Here is a 23054-nt window from a genome sequence, read left to right on the forward strand (position 1 = left end):
CCGCCGTCCCGCGTACCCCGGACAGGAGGCCGGGGCTGCGCGCGGAGCGGATGGTGGGTCGGAGGATGGTCCTACTTGGGCGCCTTCTTGCCGGTGACGCCCAGGTACACCAGGGGAGCGAGGTTGGGCTTGAGGTCCTTGACCTTGACGCCCCAGGAGGTGAAGGCCTTCTGGTGCTCGGCCGCCGAGGCGAGCAGCGAGACCAGGGCCCCGGCCACGGCGTTCGGGTCGAGCGTCTTGTCGGCCTGACCCTTCGCCTGGAGTTCCTTGACGGCCTCGGCGAGCGGCTTGGCGACCGCGTTGAGGACCGTCATGCGGATCTTGAAGAACCGCTTGTCCCCTTCGGCGGCACCGAGCGTGACCACTCGGAGAATGGCGTCGTTCTTGCGCCAGAAGGCGAGGAATCCGTCGACCAGTTCTTCCGAAGTGGTCGGTCCGGACTTCCCTGCCCAGGACTTTCCGGCCACCAGCTCTTTGAGCCGGTCGGCGTCCTTGGCCATTTCCTCGGCGATTTCGAGGACAGCGCCCTCGACATCCGGGAAGTACTGGTAGAAGGTCGCGGGGGAGGTACCCGCCATACGGGCGACGTCGATGACCTTGACGTCCCGATAGGGCGACGTGCTGAGCATCTCGCGGAGGCAGTCGAGCAGCTTCTGCCGCGTCTCCTGTCCGCGTCGCCCGGCGACGCGACCGTCGACGGTGCGAACTTGTCCTGTCATGCCGTCAGCTTACCGTGGCACGATCTTGGCGCGATTCGGTGATGCGACTATTACTCCGCACGGGGGTTGGTATAGCGGCATGAACCACTTCGGACGGATATTCACCGGGCTTCGAAGCCCCTGTTGAAGCCCCCCCGTGTGCTTTTGATCTCACAGCGTGACGGCGAGTCCGCTGAGGGGTGGTCGAGTGACGGAGAGTGACGATGACGGGAAGGTGCGGCACCGTCCGGAAGTGGACGGTCCGGGGCCGCGCGCGCAAGCCGCCCCCGGAGCGGGCATCAGGATCCGGCCGTTCCGTCCGCGCTGGTCAGGGGCCTGCCCGGGGCGTCGTCCGGGCCCGGACGACGGGTTCCGGCGGGTGGGGGAGGTTGGATATGCGCGGGGCGGCATTGGAGAATCGGGTCCGGCACCACGCGGCGGGTGCGGACAACGGGGAGGTGGCAGCGGAGTGGACCAGCTGACGGCGCACGATCCGAGGCGGATCGGGCCCTTCGAGGTGCTGGGGCGGCTCGGCGCGGGCGGGATGGGGCTGGTCTACCTGGCGCGTTCCGCGTCGGGGCGGCGGGTGGCCATCAAGACCGTGCGGGGGGAGCTGGCCGAGGACGAGCTGTTCCGGGTCCGTTTCGCCCGGGAGATCGCGGCGGCCAAGACGGTCGGCGGCTTCTACACCGCGGCCGTGGTGGACGCGGACGCGGACGCCCGGGTGCCCTGGCTGGCCACCGCGTACATCCCGTCGCCCTCGCTGGAGGACCTGGTCGAGGAGTGCGGCCCGCTGCCGGTGGAGGCCACCCGCTGGCTGGTCGCGGGCATCGCCGAGGCCCTGCAGTCGATCCACGGCGCCGGGCTGATCCACCGCGACCTCAAGCCCTCCAACGTCCTGGTGGTCGAGGACGGCCCGAAGGTGATCGACTTCGGCATCGCGTCCGGGGTGTCCAGCACCCGGCTCACCATGACCAACGTCGCGGTCGGCACCCCCGCCTACATGTCCCCCGAGCAGGCCCGGGACAGCCGTACCGTCCGGGGCGCCAGCGACGTGTTCTCGCTCGGCTCGCTGATGGTCTTCTGTGCCACCGGGCACCCGCCCTACCGGGGCTCCAACCCGGTCGAGACGGTGTTCCAGCTGCTGCGCGAGGAGCCGGACCTGACCGGCATGCCGCCCGAGCTGATGGACCTGGTCCGCGCCTGCATGCAGCAGGCCCCCGAGCGCCGGCCCACCCCGGCGCAGATCCAGGCCGAGCTGGCCCCGCACCTCTTCTCCCGGGACGACGCCTCCGGCGAGGCCGGGGACTGGCTGCCGGCCAACGCGCTGGAGCTGATCGAGCGCAAGCGCGGCCGCCGGCCGGTCGCCCCGCCGTCGCGCCCGCCGGCAGGCCCGGCCCAGCCGCCGCAACAGCCCCCGCAGGCGCCGCCCGCGCACGTCCCGCCGCAGCACCTGGGGGCGGCCGACCCGCGCACCAACCCGGGGCGGCACGCGCAGCCGCCGGCCGGGCCGGTGCACAGCCTGCCGCAGCCGGGCCAGGGCCCGGACGCCGAGATCCCGACCGCGAAGATCGCCTCGCCGAACAGGCACCGGGCGCCGTCCGGCGGTGCCGTCGAGGTGCAGCTGTCCGGCGCCTCGGTGCGGATAGGCCCGGGACCGCGGGCCGAGCACGAGCAGCCCGGCCCGAACACCGCCCCGGCCACGACCGACTGGGTCCGCCGGGCCCCCACCCCGCCGCCCCCGCCGGTCGCCCGCTGGCGCCCCTGGCGGTTCCGGATGTCCAACGACGTCTGGGGCACCCCGGTGGTCGCCGACGGCACCCTCTTCGTCTCCAGCTTCGAGGTGCACGCGCTGGACATCGCCTCCGGCGAGCGCCGCTACAAGACCCGGGACGTCGCCTGGGCGCTCGCGGTGGACGCCGGCCGGGTGCACGCCGCGGACGGCCCGCACCTGTACACCGTGGACGCCGCGGACGGCACCGAGCGCTGGCGCACCTCGCTGGACGGCTGGGTCTACTCGCTCTCCGCCGCCGACGGCGTGCTCTGCTGCGGGATCAGGGGCGGCGGCGTCCAGCTCCGCTCGGCCGCCAACGGCGCCGAGCTGTGGCGCGCCGACGACGCCCAGCAGGACTACGAGAACCCGCAGTCCGGCCCGGTCCTGGTGGGCGGCGCCGCCTACTACTACGGCGGCGGGCGGCTGCGCTGCGTCGACCCGCGCGGCGCGGGCCTGCGCTGGTCCTTCCCGGTCGGCGAGGACGTGCCGTCGCGCCCGGTCGAGCGCGGAGGCGTGCTGTACGTGTCGGCCGGCACCCGGGTGTACGCGCTGGACGCGGCCAGCGGGGCCGAGCGCTGGCGCTTCGAGGCCCCGGTGGTGCTGTTCACCCCGCCCGCCCTGGACGCCGACGCCGTCTACGTGGCCGACTACCTGGGCACGGTCTACGCACTGGACGCGGCCACCGGCCTGGACCGCTGGCGCGGGGTCACCGGCCGCCGCCAGGGCGCCGACCCGGTAGTGGTCTCGGACGGCATGGTGCTGGTCGGCAACGGCGAGGTGCTGTACGCCTTCGAGGCGGCCACCGGCCGGGAGCGCTGGCGCTACACCGCCCGCGGCGAGATCGTCGGCTCCCCGGCGGTGGCCGACGGCCTGGTGCACCTGGGCAGCCGGGACCACTCGCTGCACACCCTGGACCTGGCGAGCGGTCAGCTGCGCTGGGAGCTCGGCACCAAGGGCGAGCTCACCGGTTCGCCGGTGGCGGTCGGCGGCCGGGTCTTCGTCGGCTCCAAGGACCGCTGCGTGTACGCGCTGGACGCCTTCTACGGCACGGCGGTGCCCGCCCGCTGAACCGCGGGGCGGACACCGCCGTACCGGCGTCGTCCGGTCAGGCCTTGCGGGCCCCGGGGTGGCGGCTGCACCAGCCGTCCCAGGCGGAGGAGACCATCTCGGTCACGTCGTGACGGGCGGTCCAGTCCAGCTCGCGGTGGATCAGGTCGGCGGAGGCCACGACCCGGGCCGGGTCGCCGGGGCGGCGCGGGGTCACCTCGGCGGTGGTGTCGTAGCCGGTGACCTTGCCGATCACCTCCAGCATCTCCTTGACGCTGACGCCCTCGCCGCGGCCGATGTTCAGCACCAGGGAGGTCGCGCCGGCCAGGTCGGCGGCCAGCCGCTTGGCGGCCGCCACGTGCGCCGAGGCGATGTCGGAGACGTGGATGAAGTCGCGGACGCAGGTGCCGTCCGGGGTCGGGTAGTCGTCGCCGAAGACCCGCGGCGCCTGGCCGGCGGTGAGCCGCTCGAAGACCATCGGGATCAGGTTGAACACCCCGGCGTCGGAGAGCTCGGCGCAGGCGGCGCCGGCCACGTTGAAGTAGCGCAGGGCCACGGTGGACATGCCGTGCGCCTTGCCGGCCGCGGCGACCAGCCACTCGCCGGCCAGCTTGGTCTCGCCGTACGGGCTCATCGGGGCGCAGGGCGTGGACTCGGTGACCAGGTCGACGTCGGGCATGCCGTAGACCGCGGCGGAGGAGGAGAAGAGGAAGCGCTTCACCCCGCCCTCGGCGGCGGCCTCCAGGACGGTCTGCAGGCCGATCATGTTCTCGCGGTAGTACAGGAACGGCTGCTCGACGGACTCGCCGACCTGCTTCTTGGCGGCGAAGTGCAGGATGCCCTCGACGCCGTGCTCGCGGATCGCGGTGTCCAGGACGGCGCGGTCCAGGGTGGAGCCCTCGATCAGGGGGACGCCGGCCGGCAGCCTGGAGGCGTCGCCGGTGCTGAGGTCGTCCAGGACGGCGACGCGCTCCCCGGCGTCGAGCAGCTGTCGGACGACGTGTCCGCCGATGTATCCGGCACCGCCGGTGATCAACCAAGTCATGTGCCGATCCTAGGGGCGCACGCGATCACCACGTTCGGGCGAGTCGGGGCCGCAAATCGGACAAAACGGTGAAAAACTGGCAAAGATTTTCGTGCTCTCATGCCCGCGCCCCGGCGTGGTGACGAATCGGAGGCAGCCAGGTGCGCCGTCACAAGGAACATTCCCGCCGCCTGCCCGCCGGGCCGCGGCAGACCGGGCCGAGGGCGCTGTCCGGGCGGCTGCCGGGGGCGGTCGCGGTGGTGGCGGCGGCCGCGCTGGCGCTGGCCGGCTGCAGCGGCAGCAGCTCCTCCTCCTCGTCCGCCTCCGCCACCGGCTCGCCCCAGGCCTCCGGTTCCCCGCAGGTCTCCGGCTCCCCGCAGGCCTCCCCGACGCCCGGCCAGCAGAACGGCGGGACCCAGTTGCAGGACGCCTACCAGACGGTGATCGCCAACGTGCTGCCCTCCGTGGTGCAGATCACCACCGGCGAAAGCCTCGGCTCCGGGATCGTCTACGACGACAAGGGCGACATCGTCACCAACGCCCACGTGGTCGGCACCGCAACCACCTTCACGGTGACCCTCGCCAACAGCACCACGGCACTGGACGCCACCCTGGTCGGCAGCTACCCCGACTCCGACCTCGCGGTGATCAAGCTGAGCAGCCCGCCGAGCGGTCTCAAGCCGGCGAGCTTCGGCGACTCGAGCAAGGTCCAGCTCGGCCAGATCACCCTCGCCATGGGCAGCCCGCTGGGGCTCACCAGCAGCGTCACCCAGGGCATCGTCTCGGCCGTCGGGCGGACCGTCACCGAGCCCCAGGGCCCCGGGTCGCCGGGCGCCACCATCGGCAACATGGTGCAGACCTCGGCGGCGATCAACCCGGGCAACAGCGGCGGCGCGCTGACGAACCTGGACAGCCAGGTGATCGGCATCAACACGCTGGCCGCGACCGAGCCGCAGACCAACGGCGCGGCCGCCCCCGGCATCGGCTTCGCCATCCCGGCGAGCACCATCACCAACATCGCCAACCAGCTGATCAAGCAGGGCAAGGTCACCAACTCCGGCCGGGCCGCGCTCGGTGTCACCGCCCGGACCAGCTTCAACCAGCAGTTCCAGCCGGCCGGCGCGGTCATCGTGTCGGTCACCCCGGGCGGGGCGGCGGCCTCGGCGGGGCTCCAGGCCGGGGACGTCATCACCAAGATCGACGACACCCAGGTCGACTCGCTGAACGCGCTCACCACCGCGCTCGCCTCGCTCACCCCGGGCAGGAACGTCACCGTCACCTACACCCGGGGCGGCACCACCAAGACCGTCGACGTCAGCCTCGGCGAACTGGGAACGCCCTGACCGCCTCCCCCGCAGCCCCGGTACGGGGACGCCGGGCCGCACGCCGCGCAAGGGTTCAGCGGGCCGGGTGCCGTACCGGACCGGCGCCGGGACCCCGTCTCGCCTCGACGGGGTCCCGGCGCACTGCCGTTTCCGTGCCGCCCCGCTTGCCGGGTGGCTGCGCGGGCGGGGTCAGTGCCGGGCGGTGCGGGTGCGCCAGGGGAGTTCGACGGTGACGGTGGTCGGGCCGCCCTCGGGGCTGTCCACCAGGAAGACCCCGTCCACCGCCCGGATCCGCTCGGCCAGCCCGGCCAGGCCACTGCCCGGGTAGGGGGCCGCGCCGCCCTTGCCGTCGTCCTGGACCAGCACCATCAGCTGGTTGTCCGAGCGCCAGACCTCGACCGAGGCGGAGCGGGCGCCGGCGTGCTTGGAGACGTTGGTCAGCAGCTCGCTGACGGTGAAGTACGCGATGCCCTCGACCGCCGAGTCCGGACGCTCGGGCTGCCCGTCCGGGCCGCTCAGGTCGACGTTCACCCGGACCCCGCCGGGGACGGTGCAGCGGGCGGCGACCGAGGACAGCGCGGCGTCCAGGCCGCGGTCGGTGAGCACCGCCGGGTGGATGCCGCGGGCCAGGTCGCGCAGCTCCTGGAGGGCCAGTTTCACCTCGCCGTGGGCGTTGTCGACCATCCTGGTGGCGGCCGCCATGTCGTCCTCGCTCTCCACCTCGCGCAGCCGCTCCTTGGCCATGCCGAGGTCCATCGCCAGCGCGACCAGCCGGGCCTGGGCGCCGTCGTGCAGGTCGCGCTCGATGCGGCGCAGGTCGGCGGCGGCGGTGTCGACCACGGTGCCGCGGTCGTCCTCCAGCTCGCGCACCCGCTCGGCCAGGGCGCCCGGGAAGAGCAGCGACTCGATCAGGATGCGGTCGACCGCGGCCAGCGCGCGGATCACCCAGGGCAGCACCGGCCAGAGCACGATCACGGAGACCAGGGTCAGCGTGAAGCTGAGCACACCCCAGGGCAGCATCAGCACGTTGTAGAGCGCCGAGCGCCAGTTCAGCAGGTCGGTGAGCTGGGCGATGGTGTAGCCGACCACCCCCGGGCGGCGGGGCTTCACCGGCTCCGGCTCGTCGATCTCGGAGCCGTACGCCGACCGCGCCCGCTGCCGGCCCAGCGCACCCAGGGAGCGTGAGACGGCCAGGCCGCCGGCCAGCAGCGGCAGGCCGACCACGGTGATCGACAGTCCCAGACCGACCGAGAGCGTGGTCACGGCCAGCACGAAGCCGAAGATGCCGAGCGGCAGGTTGAGCAGCAGTCGGCCGACCTGGTGCCACATCCTCGTGCCGTACAGCGGCGGGCGCTCCATCCGAGCGTCCTGCTCCCTGATGGCGTCCACGGCGCGGTGCAGCGGCTTCATCCGGATCTACCATCCCTCTTCGTCGTGCGGCTGGACCAAGCTTCCCGAACCGGAGGCGGCGGATGCCATGGGGGTGATACATCTTCCCAACCGGGGGTTATCCCCACCCCCGGGCCCGGGCACCGGACGCCCGACAGGGTGTCCACCGGCCGTCTTGCGGACCGGGCAGGGTTCGGGCGGAGCGGAGCCGTCCCCTTAGACTCACGCTTCGGCCATGGTTGGGCCTGTGAGAGCAAACGTCGTAGAACTGTCCTGAGGGCGGGTTCACGGCCGAGGTGGAGGCGAAGGCATGGAGGGGAAGCACACGGCTGCCGTCGTGGCCGACCCGGCGGTCGGCAGCGGCTACTTCGACGCGTACGCCGCGATGGGCCTGCTGGCCGTCGTCGGGGTGCTCTTCGTCGCCGTGGCGTTCACCGCCAACCGGCTGCTGCGGCCCGTGGTGTACTCGCCCGAGAAACTCCTCACCTACGAGTGCGGAGTGGACCCGGTGGGCGAGGACTGGGCGCACACCCAGATCCGCTACTACGTGTACGCCTTCCTGTACGTGATCTTCGCGGTCGACGCGATCTACCTGTTCCCCTGGGCGACCGTCTTCGCCTCCGCCGGTTACGGCGCCGGAACGCTGGTCGAGATGTTCCTGTTCATCGGCTTCCTCGCGGTCGGACTGCTCTACGCCTGGAAGAAGGGCGTTCTGGAATGGACGTGACGCACTCCCACTCGCACGGCGGCGCTCAGGGCGGTCCCGTCCCGCTCGGCCTGCCGGACCCCGCGCGCCCCGGCGCCGTCGAGCGCCGCGGCATCGGCCCGCTGGCCCGGCTCGCGCCGGACCCGGTCAAGGTGGTGCTCAACTGGGGCCGCCGCTACAGCCTCTGGTGCTTCAACTTCGGGCTGGCCTGCTGCGCGATCGAGTTCATCGCCGCGTCCATGGCCAAGCACGACTTCATCCGTATGGGGGTCATCCCGTTCGCGCCCGGACCCCGTCAGGCTGATCTGATGATCGTCTCCGGGACGGTCACCGACAAGATGGCGCCCGCCGTCAAGCGCCTCTACGAGCAGATGCCCGAGCCGAAGTACGTCATCTCCTTCGGCGCCTGCTCCAACTCCGGCGGCCCGTACTGGGACTCGTACTCGGTCACCAAGGGCGTGGACCAGATCATTCCGGTGGACGTCTACGTGCCCGGCTGTCCGCCGCGGCCGGAGGCGCTGCTCCAGGGCATCCTCAAGCTCCAGGAGAAGATCGCCGCCGAGTCCCTGCCGGACCGCTACACCGCGCCCGCGGCGGCGCTGCGCCGCCCGTTGGTGGCCGGGCCCGAGGCCGGTTCCGAGGCCGGTTCCGAGGCCGGTTCCCCGACCGGGGCGCCGTCCGGCCCTTCGACCCAGGGAGGGGTCTCGTGACGTCCGCCGAGCAGTGCGCGGCGTCGGTCGGGGAGTGGGCGACCGGCGCCGAGGCGTACGGGCTGATCACCGTCGACGTCCCGGCCGAGAACTGGATCGAGGCGCTCACCAACGCCCGGGACGTCCTGGGGCTGGGCTTCTTCGACTGGCTGAGCGCCGTCGACGAGCTTGCCGAGGGCTTCTCCGTGGTCGCGCACCTGGCCGGCGTCGAGGCGCCGGGCGTGCGGCACCTCGCGCTGCGTACCCGGGTGCCGCGCGACCGGGCGGCGCTGCCGACCGCCGTCCCCGTGTACGCGGGTGCCGCCTGGCACGAGCGCGAGACCCACGAGATGTTCGGCATCGACTTCCCCGGGCACCCCTACCTGGCCACCCTGCTGCTGCCGGACGGCTTCGAGGGGCACCCGCTGCGCAAGGAGTTCGTGCTCGCCGCCCGGGTCGCCAAGGACTGGCCGGGCGCCAAGGAGCCGGGCGAGTCCGACCACGGCGCCGGGCCGGCCCGGCGCAAGATGCAGCCGGCCGGTGTGCCGGACCCGAACGAGTGGGGGCCGCTCAAGGGCACCCTGCCGCCGGTCGCCGAGCGGCCCGCGCGCGGTGCGCGGGCGGCGGGTGCGGCGGCGCGGACGCCCCGGGCGGCCGCTGGTGCCGCCGCCGGCGAGGGCGGCGCCCCGGTGCGGGCGGACCGGCCGCGGCGGACCCGGTCGGTGTCGGAGGGTTCGGCGAGCCAGGCGGCCGGCGAGGCTCCTGCGGCGGTTCCGGCCGAGGGCGCCCCGCCGGCGCGGGCGGACCGGCCGCGGCGGACCCTCCCCCAGCCTCCGGCCGGGGGGACCCCCACGGTGCCCGAGGGGTCGGCCGACCGGACGGCCGGCGAGCCGACGGCCGAGCCCGCGGCTCCCGTACGCCCCCGGTCCTCCGACGCGCCCTGGCACAACCCGGTGCCCGCCCACGACGAGAAGCCGTCGGCCGGTGAACCGGGTGAGCATAAGGACGAGACCTCGGCCGCAGCGGCCGACCAGGACGGAGACGGCACGTGAACCTGCTCGACACGGTGCTGCGCTGCGTCGCCACCCTCGTCGTCTTCCTGGTCTTCCCGCTGGTCATCGGCCAGACCGAGCACAAGGTCATGGCGCACATGCAGGGCCGGCTCGGCCCGATGTACGCGGGCGGCTTCCACGGCTGGGCGCAGCTCGTCGCGGACGGCGTGAAGTTCGCGCAGAAGGAGGACATCGTCCCGGCCGGGGCGGACCGCCGGATCTTCCAGCTGGCACCCGCCGTCTCGCTGCTGCCGTACCTCTTCGTGCTGCTGGCGGTCCCGGTCGGCCCGGACGGCTTCGTCGGCCAGGCCGTCGACGCCGGTCTGTTCTTCGTGCTGGCCGTGATGGGCGTCGGCGTGATCGGCAAGCTGATGGCCGGCTGGGCCTCGGCGAACAAGTTCTCGCTGCTCGGGGCCCTGCGCACGGCCGCGCAGCTGATGTCGTACGAGCTGCCGATGGTGCTGGCGGCGGCCTCGGTGGCGATGGCCGCCGGCACGCTGTCGCTGCCCGGGATCGTGGACGCCTGGCAGTGGTACTGGCTGCCCTGGCAGATCATCGGTGCGTTCGTCTTCTTCACGGCCGGGCTGGCCGAGCTCCAGCGTCCGCCGTTCGACATGCCGATCGCCGACTCGGAGATCATCTTCGGCGCGTACACCGAGTACACCGGTCTGCGGTTCGCACTGTTCCTGCTGTCCGAGTACGTGGGCATCCTGGTGGTGTCCGCGCTGACCGCGGTGCTCTTCCTGGGCGGCTGGCACGGACCGCTGCCGGACCAGCTCGGCTGGCTCTGGACGATCCTCAAGACCTTCGCGCTGGCCTTCGTGGTCATCTGGCTGCGGGTCACCTACCCGCGTCTGCGCGAGGACCAGCTGATGCGCTTCGCGTGGACGGTGCTGATCCCGCTCGCGCTGGTCCAGCTGGCCCTCACCGGCATCATCAAGGTGGCGATCTCATGAGTTTTCCCGGTGTAGGCCTCGCCAAGGGGCTGGCCGTGACGCTGCGGACGATGACGAAGAAGAGCGTCACCGCGCAGTACCCCGACGTGCAGCCGGTGCTGCCGCCGCGTTCGCGCGGCGTCATCGCGCTGCTGGAGGAGAACTGCACGGTGTGCATGCTCTGCGCGCGCGAGTGCCCGGACTGGTGCATCTACATCGACTCCCACAAGGAGACGCTGCCGGCCGCCGAGCCGAACGCCCGGGCCCGCACCCGCAACGTGCTGGACCGGTTCGCCATCGACTTCTCGCTCTGCATGTACTGCGGGATCTGCATCGAGGTGTGCCCCTTCGACGCGCTGTTCTGGTCGCCGGAGTTCGAGTACGCGGAGACCGACATCCACGAGCTGACCCACGAGCGGGAGAAGCTCCGCGAGTGGATGTGGACCGTCCCCGCGCCGCCGGCGCTGGACCCGGCGGCCGAGGAGCCCAAGGAGATCGCCACCGCGCGCAAGGCGGCGGACAAGCTGGCCGCGGCCGCCGCGGCGGCTCTCGAGGAGAAGGATGACGACGCGTGATCGGTGCCGCCACGCTTCTCGCGGCGACCGGTTCCCTGGAGCCGGCCGCCCGTTCGTTCCTGTCCCCGACCGGCCAGGAGATCGTCTTCCTGCTGGTCGGCATCGCCGTGCTCGGCTCGGCCGTGGTCTCCGTGACCACCAGGCAGCTGGTGCACGCGGCGCTCTGGCTGGTGGTCGCGCTCGGCGGGCTGGCGGTGGAGTTCCTGCTGCTCACGGCCGAGTTCATCGCCTGGGTGCAGGTGCTGATCTACCTCGGCTCGGTGGTCGTCCTGGTGCTGTTCGGGCTGATGCTCACCAAGGCGCCGATCGGGCGCTCGCCGGACGCCGACTCCGAGAACCGCTGGGTGGCCCTGCTCGTGGCGCTGGCCTCGGCCGGGACGCTGGTCACGCTGGTGGTCGACGCCTTCCGGACCTCCTGGGTCGACCTCGGCCAGGGCGGCGGCTCGGCCGCCGTCACCGGGGCCAGTCTGTTCCGGTACTGGGTGCTGCCCTTCGAGGCGCTGTCCGTGCTGCTGCTGGCGGCCCTGGTCGGCGCGATCGTGCTGTCGCGCGGGTCCAAGCGGCGGGTGCCGGCGCCCCGGGCGGGCAAGCTGCGCGCCGGCCGGCCGGTCGGGTCCAATGGGACGGTCGCCGCCACCGCGCCGAAGCCGGGTTCGGCGGCCTCCGAGCAGTCGACCCCTGAGCAGGAGGGCTGATGCACCTCGCCTATCCCGTCGTCCTCGCCGCGCTGCTGTTCAGCGTCGGCGTGTACGGCGTGCTCGCCCGGCGCAACGCCGTCCTGGTGCTCATGTCGGTCGAGCTGATGCTCAACGCCGTCAACCTCAACCTGGTCGCCTTCGACGCCTGGCTGCGGGACTCGCTGCACGCCGGGCAGGCGCTCACCCTGTTCACCATCACCGTCGCCGCCGCCGAGGTCGGGCTGGGGCTCTCCATCGTCCTGCTGCTGTTCCGGGCCCGGGGCACCGCGGACATCGACCGGGCCACCGCGCTCGGCGACCCGGCCGAGACGCTCGCCGTCGAGGAGACGCCGGTCGGCGCCGAGGCGCCGGCCGGAGCCGAGGCACCGAAGGGCCAAGCCGCCGCATGAACCTCGCCCTGCCCGCACTCGTCCCGGCGCTGCCCGCGCTCGGCGCCGCCGCGACCCTGGCCGTCGGCAAGAAGGCTCCCGGCCTGGCCCGGCCGCTGGCGATCGTCCCGGTCGCCGTCTCGGCGGTGCTCGCCCTGGTGGTGGCCCTCCAGCTCGGCACCGGCCAGGCCCTGGACGCCGCCACCCGGCTCACCCCGACCGGTGGCCCGGACATCGCGCTCGCCCTCCACCTGGACGGCTTCAGCTCGCTGATCTCGGTGCTCGTCGGTCTGGTCGCCACCTGCGTCCAGGTCTACTCGACCGCGTACCTCAAGGAGGACCCGCGCTACCCCTCGTACGCGGCGCTGGTCTCGCTGTTCACCGCGGCGATGTTCCTCGTGGTCTACTCGGGCGACCTGATCGTGCTGCTGGTCGGCTGGGAGGTCATGGGCCTGTGCTCGTACTTCCTGATCGGCCACCACTGGGAGACCGCGGACGCCCGCTCGGCCTCGTTGAAGGCCTTCCTGGTCACCAAGCTCGGCGACGTGCCGTTCCTGTTCGGGATCTTCCTGCTCGGCGCGGACGCCGGCAGCTTCCGCGTCCCGGACGTGCTGGCGGCCGCGACGGAGGGCAGGCTCGGACACCCGACGCTGACCGCCCTGCTGCTGCTCGCCGGCGTGGCCGGCAAGAGCGCGCAGTTCCCGCTGCACACCTGGCTCCCGGACGCGATGGCCGGCCCGACCCCGGTCTCCGCGCTGATCCACGCCGCCACCATGGTCGCGGCCGGCATCTACCTGGTCGCCCGGCTGCTGCCGGTGTTCCTGCTGTCGGGCGCGGCGCTGGTCGTGCTCGCGGTGATGGCCGCCGTGACGATGATCGGCTCGGCGCTGTGCGCGCTCGCCCAGGACGACCTCAAACGGGTGCTCGCCTACTCCACCGTCGGCCAGCTCGGCTACATGGCCGGCGCGCTGGCCGCCGGGGACCGCGAGGCCTCGGTCTTCCACCTGGTCAGCCACGGCGCGTTCAAGGCGCTGCTGTTCCTGGCCGCCGGTGTGGTGATCCACGCCGCGCACACCAACTCGATCTCCGCGATGTCCCGCATCCCGGGGCTGCGCAAGCGGGTGCCGGACGCCTACTGGACGATGGGCATCGCGCTGGTCGCCCTGGTCGGGCTGCCGCCGTTCTCCGGCTTCTTCAGCAAGGAGGCGGTGCTGACCGCCGCCGAGCACGCCGCCAACGGCGAGGCGCTGACCAACGGGCTCGGCCCGGCCTCGGCGGTGCCGCAGGCGGCCGGGTGGATCGTGCTGATCTCCGCCGGGCTCACCGCGCTGCTCACCGCCGCGTACGCGACCAGGCTCTTCCTGCTGGCCTTCCACAGCCCGGCCGGTGCCGCCGCGGCTGCACCGCAGGTGCTGCCCGCCGCCGACCGGGGCACCGTCACGGCCGACCACGAGAACGGCGCGCCGTACTCGCCCGAGCTCGACGAGGCCGACCCGGCCACCGCCGAGCCGCCCGCGATGCGCTGGCCGCTGTGGGTGCTGGCCGTTCCGACCATGGGCTTCGGCGTCTTCGGTCTGCGCTCGGACTGGCTGCCCGCGCTGCTGGACGGCGGCTCGCTGCGGCCCTCCGCGGTCACCGCCGTCACCGGGACCGGGCTCGCCGTGGTCGGCGTGCTCGCCGCGTACGGCGCCTGGCGCTCGGCGACCGCCCGGCTGGGCACCGGCCGTCCGGCCCCGGCCGTCGCGGGCCGGGTGCCCGAGCAGGGCGGAGCCCCGACCGCCGAGGTGATCGTCGGCGACCCCGGGCGCACCCTGCTCGGCCCGCTGTTCGGCCCGGCCCGGCACGGCTTCGGCGTCGACCGGCTGTACCACGCGCTGTTCGTCCGCCCGGTGGGCGCCGCCGCCGATCTGGTCCGCTTCCTCGACCGGGAGGTCGTCGAGACCTACGTGCGCGGCAGCGGAGCGGGTGCCAACCTGCTCGGCCGGGCCGTCCGGCTCGCGCAGACCGGGAACGCGCAGACGTACCTCAGCGCCCTGCTGGCCGCGGTCGTCCTGCTGGCCGTCCTGGTGGCGGTGTAGCCGGTGCCGCTCTCCTCCACCTCCGTCCCCTCGACCGCTCCCGGGAGCCCCCGATGAACGCAGTCCTCATCGCCCTCCTGGTGCTGCCGCTGCTCGGCGCCGCGCTCACCCTGGCACCGGTGTTCGGGCCGGACCGGGCCGCCGCCGACCGGCGGGCACTGCGGCTGAACACCGTCGTCACCGGCGCGGTGTTCCTGCTCACCGTCGCCCTCGCGGCCGGCTTCGACCACGACGAACCCGCCCGGATGCAGGCCACCACCGACGTGTCCTGGATCCCGGCCCTGCACGTGCGCTTCCACCTCGGGGTGGACGGCGTCTCGCTGCCGCTGATCGTGCTGACCGCGCTGCTCACCTTCCTCTGCGCGCTGTACTCGGAGAAACGGCTGCCGCAGGGGGACGCCCGGGACGGAACCCCTGCCGAGCCCCGTCCGTCCGCGCAGGCCTTCGTCGGGCTGTTCCTCCTCCTCGAAGTCGGCATGCTCGCCACCTTCGCGGTGCTGGACCTCCTGCTCTTCTTCCTGGCCTTCGAGATCGTGCTGATCCCGATGTACTTCCTGATCGCCCGCTGGGGGAGCGGCGCGAAGGTCCCGGCCGCCAACCGGTTCATCCTCTACACGCTGCTCGGCTCGGCCGTGATGCTGCTCGGCTTCCTGCTGATCGGCAGCAAGGCCGGCACCTTCGACATGCAGGCCCTGGCCGCCGCGCACGGCAGCGGCCTGAGTCACACCACCCAGGTGATCGCCGCGCTGGCGATCCTGGTCGGGCTCGCGGTCAAGGCCCCCGCCTGGCCGCTGCACAGCTGGCTCCCCGACGCGCACACCGCCGCCCCGACGGTGGGCTCGGTGCTGCTCGCCGGCGTGCTGCTGAAGATGGGCACCTACGGTCTCGTCCGCGTCCTCCTCCCGGTCGTGCCGGAGGGCGCCGCCACCCTGGCGCCCTACCTGGGCGCCTTCGCGGCCGTCGGCATCGTCTACGGCTCACTGGCCTGCCTGGCGCTCGCCCTCCCGTCGCCCATCACCACCTTTCTTTCGAAGCGCTCCGAGCCCTCCGGCTCCGGATCCAAGGGCGACCTCAAGCGCCTGATCGCGTACTCCTCCGTCGGCCACATGGGCTTCGTGCTGCTCGGCATCGCCTCCCTCACCCCGGTGGGCGTCAACGGCGCGCTGTTCGCCAACATCGCCCACGGTCTGATCACCGGTCTGCTGTTCTTCGTCGTCGGCGCGCTCAAGGACCGCTACGGCACGGCCGACCTCGACACCCTCTCCGGCGCCACCGGCGCCGCCCTGTACGGCCGGGCCCCGCGGCTCGGCGCGCTGCTCGCCTTCGCCGCCGTCGCCAGCCTCGGCCTGCCCGGCCTGGCCGGCTTCTGGGGCGAGCTGCTCGCCATGTTCGGCGCGTTCGACCCGGCCGACGGCCTGTCGCGCCCCGCGTTCGTCACCTACATGGTCCTGGCCGGCCTCGGCACCCTCCTCACCGCCGCGTACCTCCTGATCGTGGTCAAGCGCGTCTGCATGGGGGACCCCGAGCAGCCCGCACCGGTGGCCGAGCTGGCCGACCTGCGCCCCTACGAGGCCGTCAGCTGGACGCCACTGGCCGCGCTCACCCTGGTCGCCGGCCTGTGGCCCGCACTGCTGCTCGGCCTCTCCGACCCCGCCGTCAAGCACCTCCTCGGGGGTGGCTGACCGTGCTCGCAGCCCAGACCGCCGCACTCGGACCTCACTCCACGGGGCAGCACACTGTGACCTCCCTCGCCGTAGCCAACCCGGGCAGCCTGATCCAGTCCGTGGACTGGGTGGCGATCGCGCCCCCGCTGATCGCCGCCGTGGCCGCCCTCGCCGTGCTGCTCGCGGACCTGTTCCTGCCCGAGCGGCACAAGAAGTGGCTCGGCCGCCTCACCGCGGCCGGACTCGCCCTTGCCCTCATCGCGCTCCTTCCCCTGGCCGGGTCATCACCCCGGGCGACCTTCTGTGTGCAGAACGTAGCAGGGGGGTCCGACAGTGGCGGCTGCTCGTACGTCGCGGACCACTTCGCCCTGGTGTTCCAGCTGATCGCCCTCGGCGGCGCGCTGATCGCGGCGCTGCTGTCGATGCACACCGTGGAGAGCGAGAGGCTGCCGCGCGGCGAGTACTGGTTCCTGCTGCTCTCCAGCGCCACCGGCGCCGCCCTGCTGCCCGCCTCCCGCGACCTCGCCACCATGGTGATCGCCCTGGAGGTCGCCTCGCTGCCCGCCTTCGCCCTGGTCGCGCTGCGCCGGGACGGCCGGGGCGCGGAGGCCGCGCTCAAGTTCTTCGTCTCCTCGGTGACCGCGACCGCCGTGATGCTGCTCGGCGTCGGCTTCGTCTACGCGGCCGGCGGCAGCCTCCACCTCGACGCCGTCGCCCAGGGCCTGGAGCACGCCCCCGGGCAGCTCAAGCCGCTGGCCGAGGCGGGTGCCGTGCTGACCCTGGTCGGCTTCGCCTTCAAGGTCGCCGCCGTCCCGTTCCACTTCTGGGTGCCCGACACCTACACCGGCGCCCCGCTGCCGGTGGCCGGCTACCTCTCGGTGGTCGGCAAGGCGGCCGGCCTGTCCGGGCTCGCGCTCGCCACCACCATCGCCTTCCGCCCGTACGCCCACACCTGGGGCCTGGTGCTCGCCGTGCTGGCGGCCGTCACCATGACCGTCGGCAACGTCGGCGCGCTGCGCCAGCGCTTCGACACCCGGTACAGCGCGGTGCGGCTGCTCGCCTGGTCCTCGGTCGGCCAGGCCGGGTACCTGCTGGTGCCGCTCGCCGCGGCCGGCTACGCGCCCACCGGCGTCGACCCCCTCGGCGCCACCGCCGCGTACGCGCTCATCTACGGCGTGGTGAACCTCGGCGCCTTCGGGGTGGTCGCCGCCGTCGGACGCCGGGCCGGGACCAGCGTGGACGACTTCCGCGGCCTGTTCACCCGCAGCCGCTGGACGGCGCTGGCGCTCGCCTTCTTCCTGCTCTGCCTGGCCGGGCTGCCGCCGGGCGTGGTCGGCCTGTTCGGCAAGGTCGTGGTGTTCCGCGCGGCGGTCGACGCCGGGCTGGGCTGGCTCGCCGTGGTGATGGCCGTCAACGTGGTCGCCGCCCTGTACTACTACCTGCTGTGGACGGCCCGGCTGTTCGCCCCGGCGGGTGACGCGCCCCTCGGGGAGGGCGCCGCCGGGCACCGCCTGCCGACGAGCCTCACCGCGACGCTGGGGCTCACCGCCTCGGTCGCCGTGGTCCTCTCGGTGGCGCCGCAGCTGGTCCTCCAGGTGGCGGGCGGGTCGCTGTTCTGAGCCCGCGCCGCGCCGGGCCGGGGGTGCGGCCCGGAGGCGCCGCGGCGGTGTCTCGTCGGTCACAAGGGAACAAGGTCCCCGGCCCCACCCGTTGACCGGGCAAGAGGGACGAGGCAGAAAGGGCTTCCCCACCGCGCCATTGGAGGGCCTGACGTGCACAGCCGGCACAACGGACTGAGGACCGCCGTCCTGCTCGGAGGCCTGTCGGCGCTGATCCTGGTGATCGGCAGCCTCTTCGGCCGCACCGGCTTCGTGATCGCCCTGCTGGTCGCCCTCGGGACCAACGCCTACGCTTACTGGAACAGCGACAAGATCGCGCTGCGGGCCATGCGGGCCCGGCCGGTCAGCGAGTTCGAGGCACCCGGGCTGTACCGGATCGTCCGCGAGCTCTCCACCTCGGCCCGCCAGCCGATGCCCCGCCTCTACATCTCCCCGACCCCGGCCCCGAACGCCTTCGCCACCGGCCGCAACCCGCGCAACGCGGCGGTCTGCTGCACCGAGGGCATCCTGCAGATCCTGGACGAACGCGAGCTGCGGGGCGTGCTCGGGCACGAGCTGAGCCACGTCTACAACCGGGACATCCTGATCTCCTCCGTGGCCGGGGCGCTCGCCTCGGTGGTGATGTTCCTGGTGAACTTCGCCTGGCTGATCCCGTTCGGGCGCGACGAGGACGACGACGGCCCGGGGCTGTTCGGGATGCTCGCCATCATGATCCTCGGCCCGCTCGCGGCCGGGCTGATCCAGCTGGCGGTCAGCCGCTCCCGCGAGTACCAGGCCGACGCCGACGGGGCCCGGATCACCGGCGACCCGCTCGCCCTCGCGAGCGCCCTGCGGAAGCTCGACGACGGCACCCGTCGGCTGCCGCTCCCGCCCGAGCCGCAGCTCCAGACGGCGAGCCACATGATGATCGCCAGCCCCTTCCGCCCCGGCGAGGCCGGTGCCCGGCTCTTCTCCACCCACCCGCCGATGGCCGAGCGCATCGCCCGCCTGGAGCGGATGGCGGGGTACGGCCGGTAGCGCGGCCACCGGCCTGCACGCCCTCCGTGGCGTGTCCGGGGCCGGCCGTCGACGGGAGCGAGCGGCGGGGCGGCCCGGAGGCACCGCAGGGGCCGCGCCGTACGCCCCCGAACCCCTTGCTCCGACCGGTTCGGCGCGGCCCCGCGCTCGTTAGGATGAACCCGCGCCCGTCGGTCCGGGCGCGGCATCCGGAGGGAGTGGGCCGTCATGGCAGACGAGAGGCACGCCCCGGCAGCTGGGGACGCGCCGGCCCGACGACGCGGCCAGGGCGAGCTGGAGGCACAGGTGCTCGCGGTGCTCCAGCAGGCGCCCGGCCCGGCCGCCGCGGGATGGGTCCAGGAACGCCTGGAGGGCGACCTGGCGTACACCACGGTGATGACCATCCTGTCCCGGCTGCACGCCAAGAACGCCGTGACCCGGACCCGCTCCGGCCGTTCCTACCTCTGGCAGGCCTCCTCGGACGCCGCCGGTCTGGCCGCGCTGCGGATGCGCCGGATGCTCGACGGGGAAGCGGACCGGGACGCCGTCCTGGCCAGTTTCGTCAGCGCGCTGCTGCCGCACGACGAGGAACTGCTCCGGGCGCTGCTGGACGCCGCGTCCGCCGATCCGGCAGCGCCCGACCGTGAGAGCTGACCCGTGGGCTTCTTCGTCTTCCTCCCGCTCGTCCTGCCGCTCACCGCGGTTCCGATCGCGCGACTGACCGAGCAGCACCTGCATCCGCGCGGCGCCACCCGGCTGATGACCGTGATCAGCGCGGTGATGGCGGTGTGCAGCGTGCTCTGCCTCGGGCTGATCGGCGTGGTGGGCACCGCGCAGATCCCCGGCAACCCGCTGCCGGACAGCTGGTCCGACCCGGAGGTGCGGGCCGCGCTGCCGTACCACGAGACGGTCGGCACGGCCGCGATGTGGCTGCTGGCCCTGGTGGCCTTCGCCTGTGCCCGGACGACCGTCCGGCACCTCCGGGTGCGGAGCCGGGCCCGCCGGGCGCTGAGCGGGCTGCCCGCCGGGCCGGGGGAGAGCAGCGACCTCGCGGTGCTGCCGGACCACAGCCCGTACGCCTACGCGCTGCCCGGATCGCCCGGCCGGGTGGTGGTCTCCACCGGGATGCTGGCCGGCCTGGCCGCCGACGAGCGCGAGGCGCTGCTCGCGCACGAGCGGGCGCACCTGCGCCACCGGCACCACCGGTACCTGCTGACCACCCAGCTCGCCGCCTGTGTCAACCCGTTCCTGCGGCCGTTGCAGAACGCGGTGGCGTACAGCGCGGAGCGCTGGGCGGACGAGGAGTCGGCGCAGGCCGTGGGGGACCGCCGGATCACCGCGCGGGCGGTGGCCCGGGCGGCCCTGGTCTCGCACGCCGCCCCGGCGCCCGGCTTCGCGGCCTTCGCCACCCCGGCCACGGCGGCCGGCCCTGTGCCGCGCCGGGTGGCGGCGCTGCTCGGCCCGGTGCCGACCTCCCGCAACTGGCCGCCGGCCAAGACCCCGGCGGGCCTGGCGGCGATGGTCGCGGCGATCGGGACGGCCGCGTCGGCGCTGTGCGCGCTCAACGCCGTCGTGGCCCTGCTGGTGGTGCTCAAGGCCGTCACCCCGCTGTAGCAGCCCGCCCGGACGGCTCAGAGCGTCGCGGCCAGCTCGTCGACGGCGGCCTCGGCCGCCGCCAGGGACTCGGCGGCGAGCGGCTGGAGGGCGTTCAGCGCCGGGACGTCCGCGGCCCTGGTGAGCTCGGCGGTGACCACGTGCAGGTGCTCCGCCGCGACCCCGATCCGGTCGAAGTACGCCCGCAGGTACGGGACCTGGAAGTCGCAGTGGGCGCGCGGCGTGCCCGGACCGTAGCCGCCGCCGCGGACCGCGACGACCACCACGCGGGTGTCGCGCAGCAGCGGCGCGCCGGTCTCCGGGTCGTGGTGGACGCCGGGGAAGGTGACCCGGTCGATCCATGCCTTGAGGCCGGTCGAGACGGTGTAGTTGTACATCGGGCTGCCGATCAGCAGGGTGCCGGCGGCCCGCAGCTCCTCGATCAGCGGGCGGCTGAGCGCCCACTCGTGCGCCTCGTCCGGCCCCTCGGCGAGGCGGCCGATGTCGTCCAGCGGGAGAATTCCCTTGCGCTCGGTGCGGCGGCCGAGGGCGTCGTAGGCGGTGCGCACCGGGGGTACCGGGTCGGCGGCGAGGTCGTGGTGCCGGTGTCGGGCGGCGACGCCGTGCCGGGCGTGCCAGGCGGCGGCGAAGCGGGCGGTCAGGGCGCGGCTGACCGAGCCGGACGGGCTGATGCTGGAGTCCAGGTGGAGCAGCGTGGCGGAGGTCATGGGGGTCTCCCGGTCACCTTGGAGGGGGACGGATCGTCATAGCGGTGACGAGCCGCGCCGAGGAAAGGTGACCGATGGACCGGGACGCGATGCCGGGAGCGGCGGCCGGGGGAACAGCGGCCGGGCGAGCGGTGGCCTCGGAGCGGAGGGCCGGAGCGCCGACGGAGCGCTTCGAGGCCGAGCGCGGCCGGCTGCGGGCGATCGCCCAGCGGATGCTCGGCTCGACCGGCGAGGCCGAGGACGCCGTGCAGGAGGCCTGGCTGCGGCTGGTCCGCACCGATCCGGCGGAGATCGACAACCTGCCCGGCTGGCTGACCACGGTGGTCTCCCGGATCTGCCTGGACCTGCTGCGGGCCCGCGCCGCGCGCCGCGAGGAGCCGACCGACGAGGCGCTGCCGGACGCGACGGGAGGCGGCCCGGAGCCGGAGCGGGAGGCGCTGCTGGTCGAGTCGGTGGGCCGGGCGCTGCTCGTGGTGCTGGACCGGCTGGGCCCGGCCGAGCGGGTCGCCTTCGTGCTGCACGACGGCTTCGCGGTGCCCTTCGACCAGATCGCGCCGATCGTCGGGCGGACTCCGGCGGCCGCCAAGAAGCTGGCCAGCCGGGCCCGGCAGCGGGTCCGCGGGACGGCCTCGCCGTCCTCGGAGCCGCCGGCCGGGCACCGGCGGGTGGTGGAGGCCTTCCTGGCCGCCGCCCGGGGCGGGGACCTGGCGGACCTGCTGGCCGTCCTGGCCCCGGACGTGGTGCGGCGGGCCGATCCGGCGGCGCTGGGGCCCGGCCGCGCCCTGGTGGCCCGGGGCGCGCAGGCCGTCGCCCGGGAGACCACGGTCCTCGGCCGCCGGGCCCGCTACGGTGCGGTGGCCCTGGTGGACGGGGCGCCCGGCATCCTGATCGCCCCGGACGGGCGGCTGCGGCTGGTGCTGCGGGTGGCGGTCGCGGACGGCCGGGTGGCCGGCTACGAGGTGGTGGCCGACCCGGCCCGGCTCGCCGCGATCGAACTGGCCGTGCTGCCGGGGTGAGCGCGTGGCCGGCCGAGCCCGGTCAGTCGGCGATCCGGACCAGCATCTTGCCGGTGTTGGCGCCGCGCAGCATGCCGAGGAAGGCGTCCACGACCCGCTCGAAGCCGTCCACGACCGTCTCGTCCGGGACGACGGCGCCCGAGCGCAGGTGCGGGACCAGGAAGTCGTACAGCTCCGGCCGGGCGTCGAGGTGGTTGCGGACCAGGAAGCCCTCCAGCCGCAGGCTCTTCCCGACCACGTCGAACAGGTTGCGCGGCGCGGCCGGCGGGTTCCCGAGCCGGTTGTACTGGGCGACCGCGCCGCACCAGGCGATCCGGCCGTGTTCGCGCAGGGCGCCGATGGCGGCCTCCAGATGGTCGCCGCCGACGTTGTCCAGGTAGATGTGCAGCCCCTCGGGAGCGGCCTCGCGCAGGCGGTCCGCGATCGGGCCGTCGTGGTAGTCGAAGGCGGCGTCGAAGCCGAGCCGCTCGGTGAGGCGGGCGGCCTTGGCGGCGGAGCCGGTGCTGCCGACGATCCGTCCGGCGCCGAGCAGACGGGCGAGCTGTCCGGCGGCGGTGCCGACACCGCCGGCGGCCGCCGAGACGAAGAGCGTCTCGCCGGGCTGGAGCCGGGCGATCCTGGTCAGGGCGACCCACGCGGACAGGCCGGTGCCGCCGAGCACCGACAGGTGGGCGCTGAGCGGGACTCCGGCGACGTCGGGCAGCAGGCTCGCCCGCTCGGCGGTGACGACCGAGTGGGTGCGCCAGGCCTGGCGGTGCTGGACCAGCGCCCCGACCGGCAGGGCGTCGGCCCGGGACTCCACCACCCGGCCGAGGGTGCGGCCCTCCAGTGGGGCGTGCAGCTCCCAGCCGCCCTCCTCCATCTCCTCGCGCATGTACGGGTCGACGGACTGGTAGAGGTTCTCGACCAGGGCCTCGCCCGCCGCGAGTGCCGGGACGGTCTCGTCGACGAAGGCGAAGTTCGCGGCGGTCGGCGCGCCGTCGGGGCGGGAGACCAGGTGGACGGCGCGGGCGGTGGGACGGGACATCGGAAGCTGCTCCAGGGGCGCGGGGCGGGCGGGACGTGATCACCGTAGGAAGC

At 73.8% G+C, this 23054-nt stretch carries 21 protein-coding genes; 16 read left to right on the forward strand and 5 right to left on the reverse strand.

Annotated elements, in window-relative coordinates; translation table 11 throughout:
* Nucleotides 1–71 precede the first annotated feature (71 nt).
* Complete coding sequence (locus AB0O11_RS01965; protein WP_363380770.1) at nt 72–719, reverse strand: TetR family transcriptional regulator; 648 nt, start codon at nt 717–719, stop codon at nt 72–74.
* A 448-nt stretch (nt 720–1167) separates the two neighbouring features.
* Here AB0O11_RS01965 and AB0O11_RS01970 point away from each other — a divergent pair, with 448 nt between their 5' ends.
* On the forward strand, nt 1168–3540 hold the full coding sequence (locus AB0O11_RS01970; protein ID WP_363380773.1) for a PQQ-binding-like beta-propeller repeat protein: 2373 nt from the start codon (nt 1168–1170) through the stop codon (nt 3538–3540).
* Between the two features lie 37 nt (nt 3541–3577).
* Here the strand turns inward: AB0O11_RS01970 and galE are convergent, their stop codons facing one another.
* On the reverse strand, nt 3578–4564 hold the full coding sequence (galE, locus tag AB0O11_RS01975; protein ID WP_363380775.1) for a UDP-glucose 4-epimerase GalE: 987 nt from the start codon (nt 4562–4564) through the stop codon (nt 3578–3580).
* 140 nt (nt 4565–4704) lie between these two features.
* Between galE and AB0O11_RS01980 the strand changes: the two genes are divergently transcribed.
* Complete coding sequence (locus tag AB0O11_RS01980) at nt 4705–5886, forward strand: trypsin-like peptidase domain-containing protein (RefSeq protein ID WP_363380778.1); 1182 nt, start codon at nt 4705–4707, stop codon at nt 5884–5886.
* A 171-nt stretch (nt 5887–6057) separates the two neighbouring features.
* Here AB0O11_RS01980 and AB0O11_RS01985 read toward each other — a convergent pair whose 3' ends face one another.
* Nucleotides 6058–7227 (reverse strand): sensor domain-containing protein, encoded by a 1170-nt coding sequence (locus tag AB0O11_RS01985; RefSeq protein WP_363381257.1) that lies wholly within the window; start codon nt 7225–7227, stop codon nt 6058–6060.
* Between the two features lie 340 nt (nt 7228–7567).
* Between AB0O11_RS01985 and AB0O11_RS01990 the strand changes: the two genes are divergently transcribed.
* The 13 genes from AB0O11_RS01990 to AB0O11_RS02050 all read left to right on the forward strand — a co-directional run bounded on the left by AB0O11_RS01990 (nt 7568) and on the right by AB0O11_RS02050 (nt 20251).
* Nucleotides 7568–7984: an NADH-quinone oxidoreductase subunit A gene (locus tag AB0O11_RS01990; RefSeq protein ID WP_363380781.1), complete on the forward strand. Its 417-nt coding sequence runs from the start codon at nt 7568–7570 to the stop codon at nt 7982–7984.
* Nucleotides 7975–8673: an NADH-quinone oxidoreductase subunit B family protein gene (locus tag AB0O11_RS01995; RefSeq protein WP_363380783.1), complete on the forward strand. Its 699-nt coding sequence runs from the start codon at nt 7975–7977 to the stop codon at nt 8671–8673. Before AB0O11_RS01990 ends, AB0O11_RS01995 begins: the two co-directional genes overlap by 10 nt.
* Nucleotides 8670–9704: an NADH-quinone oxidoreductase subunit C gene (locus AB0O11_RS02000; protein WP_363380786.1), complete on the forward strand. Its 1035-nt coding sequence runs from the start codon at nt 8670–8672 to the stop codon at nt 9702–9704. Before AB0O11_RS01995 ends, AB0O11_RS02000 begins: the two co-directional genes overlap by 4 nt.
* A gap of 2 nt (nt 9705–9706) precedes the next feature.
* A complete protein-coding gene (gene nuoH / locus AB0O11_RS02005; RefSeq protein WP_224284490.1) occupies nt 9707–10660 on the forward strand; it encodes an NADH-quinone oxidoreductase subunit NuoH in 954 nt (317 codons plus the stop codon).
* Nucleotides 10657–11214 carry an NADH-quinone oxidoreductase subunit I gene (locus tag AB0O11_RS02010; protein ID WP_363380789.1) on the forward strand — a complete coding sequence of 186 codons (558 nt, stop codon included), beginning with the start codon at nt 10657–10659 and terminating at the stop codon, nt 11212–11214. Before nuoH ends, AB0O11_RS02010 begins: the two co-directional genes overlap by 4 nt.
* A complete protein-coding gene (locus AB0O11_RS02015; protein ID WP_363380792.1) occupies nt 11211–11909 on the forward strand; it encodes an NADH-quinone oxidoreductase subunit J in 699 nt (232 codons plus the stop codon). Before AB0O11_RS02010 ends, AB0O11_RS02015 begins: the two co-directional genes overlap by 4 nt.
* A complete protein-coding gene (gene nuoK, locus AB0O11_RS02020; RefSeq protein ID WP_363380795.1) occupies nt 11909–12301 on the forward strand; it encodes an NADH-quinone oxidoreductase subunit NuoK in 393 nt (130 codons plus the stop codon). The genes AB0O11_RS02015 and nuoK overlap by 1 nt, the downstream gene beginning before the upstream one ends.
* Nucleotides 12298–14358: an NADH-quinone oxidoreductase subunit L gene (locus AB0O11_RS02025; protein WP_363380798.1), complete on the forward strand. Its 2061-nt coding sequence runs from the start codon at nt 12298–12300 to the stop codon at nt 14356–14358. The genes nuoK and AB0O11_RS02025 overlap by 4 nt, the downstream gene beginning before the upstream one ends.
* 53 nt (nt 14359–14411) lie before the next feature.
* The gene (locus AB0O11_RS02030) at nt 14412–16040 is read left to right on the forward strand and encodes an NADH-quinone oxidoreductase subunit M (RefSeq protein WP_363380801.1); all 1629 of its coding nucleotides are present in this window, start codon (nt 14412–14414) and stop codon (nt 16038–16040) included.
* 56 nt (nt 16041–16096) lie between these two features.
* Nucleotides 16097–17641: an NADH-quinone oxidoreductase subunit N gene (locus tag AB0O11_RS02035; protein WP_363380803.1), complete on the forward strand. Its 1545-nt coding sequence runs from the start codon at nt 16097–16099 to the stop codon at nt 17639–17641.
* Between the two features lie 153 nt (nt 17642–17794).
* The gene (htpX, locus tag AB0O11_RS02040; RefSeq protein ID WP_363380806.1) at nt 17795–18658 is read left to right on the forward strand and encodes a zinc metalloprotease HtpX; all 864 of its coding nucleotides are present in this window, start codon (nt 17795–17797) and stop codon (nt 18656–18658) included.
* A gap of 207 nt (nt 18659–18865) precedes the next feature.
* Nucleotides 18866–19291, forward strand: coding sequence for a BlaI/MecI/CopY family transcriptional regulator (locus tag AB0O11_RS02045; protein WP_363380809.1), 426 nt, complete (start codon nt 18866–18868; stop codon nt 19289–19291).
* A gap of 3 nt (nt 19292–19294) precedes the next feature.
* A complete protein-coding gene (locus AB0O11_RS02050; protein ID WP_363380812.1) occupies nt 19295–20251 on the forward strand; it encodes a M48 family metalloprotease in 957 nt (318 codons plus the stop codon).
* Nucleotides 20252–20268: 17 nt separating this feature from the next.
* Here the strand turns inward: AB0O11_RS02050 and AB0O11_RS02055 are convergent, their stop codons facing one another.
* Complete coding sequence (locus AB0O11_RS02055) at nt 20269–20958, reverse strand: NAD(P)H-dependent oxidoreductase (RefSeq protein ID WP_363380815.1); 690 nt, start codon at nt 20956–20958, stop codon at nt 20269–20271.
* 74 nt (nt 20959–21032) lie between these two features.
* Between AB0O11_RS02055 and AB0O11_RS02060 the strand changes: the two genes are divergently transcribed.
* Nucleotides 21033–21974: a sigma-70 family RNA polymerase sigma factor gene (locus tag AB0O11_RS02060; RefSeq protein ID WP_363380817.1), complete on the forward strand. Its 942-nt coding sequence runs from the start codon at nt 21033–21035 to the stop codon at nt 21972–21974.
* A gap of 22 nt (nt 21975–21996) precedes the next feature.
* Here AB0O11_RS02060 and AB0O11_RS02065 read toward each other — a convergent pair whose 3' ends face one another.
* A complete protein-coding gene (locus tag AB0O11_RS02065) occupies nt 21997–23001 on the reverse strand; it encodes an NADP-dependent oxidoreductase (protein ID WP_363380819.1) in 1005 nt (334 codons plus the stop codon).
* Nucleotides 23002–23054 lie beyond the last annotated feature (53 nt).

Source organism: Kitasatospora sp. NPDC093102 (assembly GCF_040683915.1).
Classification (GTDB): domain Bacteria; phylum Actinomycetota; class Actinomycetes; order Streptomycetales; family Streptomycetaceae; genus Kitasatospora.

Coding starts and splice junctions, on each gene's coding strand:
- AB0O11_RS01965 (WP_363380770.1), bottom strand. CDS start 719: ATGACAGGACAAGTTCGCACCGTCGACGGTCGCGTCGCCGGGCGACGC.
- AB0O11_RS02030 (WP_363380801.1), top strand. CDS start 14,412: ATGAACGCAGTCCTCATCGCCCTCCTGGTGCTGCCGCTGCTCGGCGCC.
- AB0O11_RS01990 (WP_363380781.1), top strand. CDS start 7,568: ATGGAGGGGAAGCACACGGCTGCCGTCGTGGCCGACCCGGCGGTCGGC.
- galE (WP_363380775.1), bottom strand. CDS start 4,564: ATGACTTGGTTGATCACCGGCGGTGCCGGATACATCGGCGGACACGTC.
- AB0O11_RS02060 (WP_363380817.1), top strand. CDS start 21,033: ATGGACCGGGACGCGATGCCGGGAGCGGCGGCCGGGGGAACAGCGGCC.
- AB0O11_RS02045 (WP_363380809.1), top strand. CDS start 18,866: ATGGCAGACGAGAGGCACGCCCCGGCAGCTGGGGACGCGCCGGCCCGA.
- AB0O11_RS02065 (WP_363380819.1), bottom strand. CDS start 23,001: ATGTCCCGTCCCACCGCCCGCGCCGTCCACCTGGTCTCCCGCCCCGAC.
- AB0O11_RS02055 (WP_363380815.1), bottom strand. CDS start 20,958: ATGACCTCCGCCACGCTGCTCCACCTGGACTCCAGCATCAGCCCGTCC.
- AB0O11_RS01985 (WP_363381257.1), bottom strand. CDS start 7,227: ATGGAGCGCCCGCCGCTGTACGGCACGAGGATGTGGCACCAGGTCGGC.
- AB0O11_RS02010 (WP_363380789.1), top strand. CDS start 10,657: ATGAGTTTTCCCGGTGTAGGCCTCGCCAAGGGGCTGGCCGTGACGCTG.
- AB0O11_RS02025 (WP_363380798.1), top strand. CDS start 12,298: ATGAACCTCGCCCTGCCCGCACTCGTCCCGGCGCTGCCCGCGCTCGGC.
- AB0O11_RS01995 (WP_363380783.1), top strand. CDS start 7,975: ATGGACGTGACGCACTCCCACTCGCACGGCGGCGCTCAGGGCGGTCCC.
- nuoK (WP_363380795.1), top strand. CDS start 11,909: ATGCACCTCGCCTATCCCGTCGTCCTCGCCGCGCTGCTGTTCAGCGTC.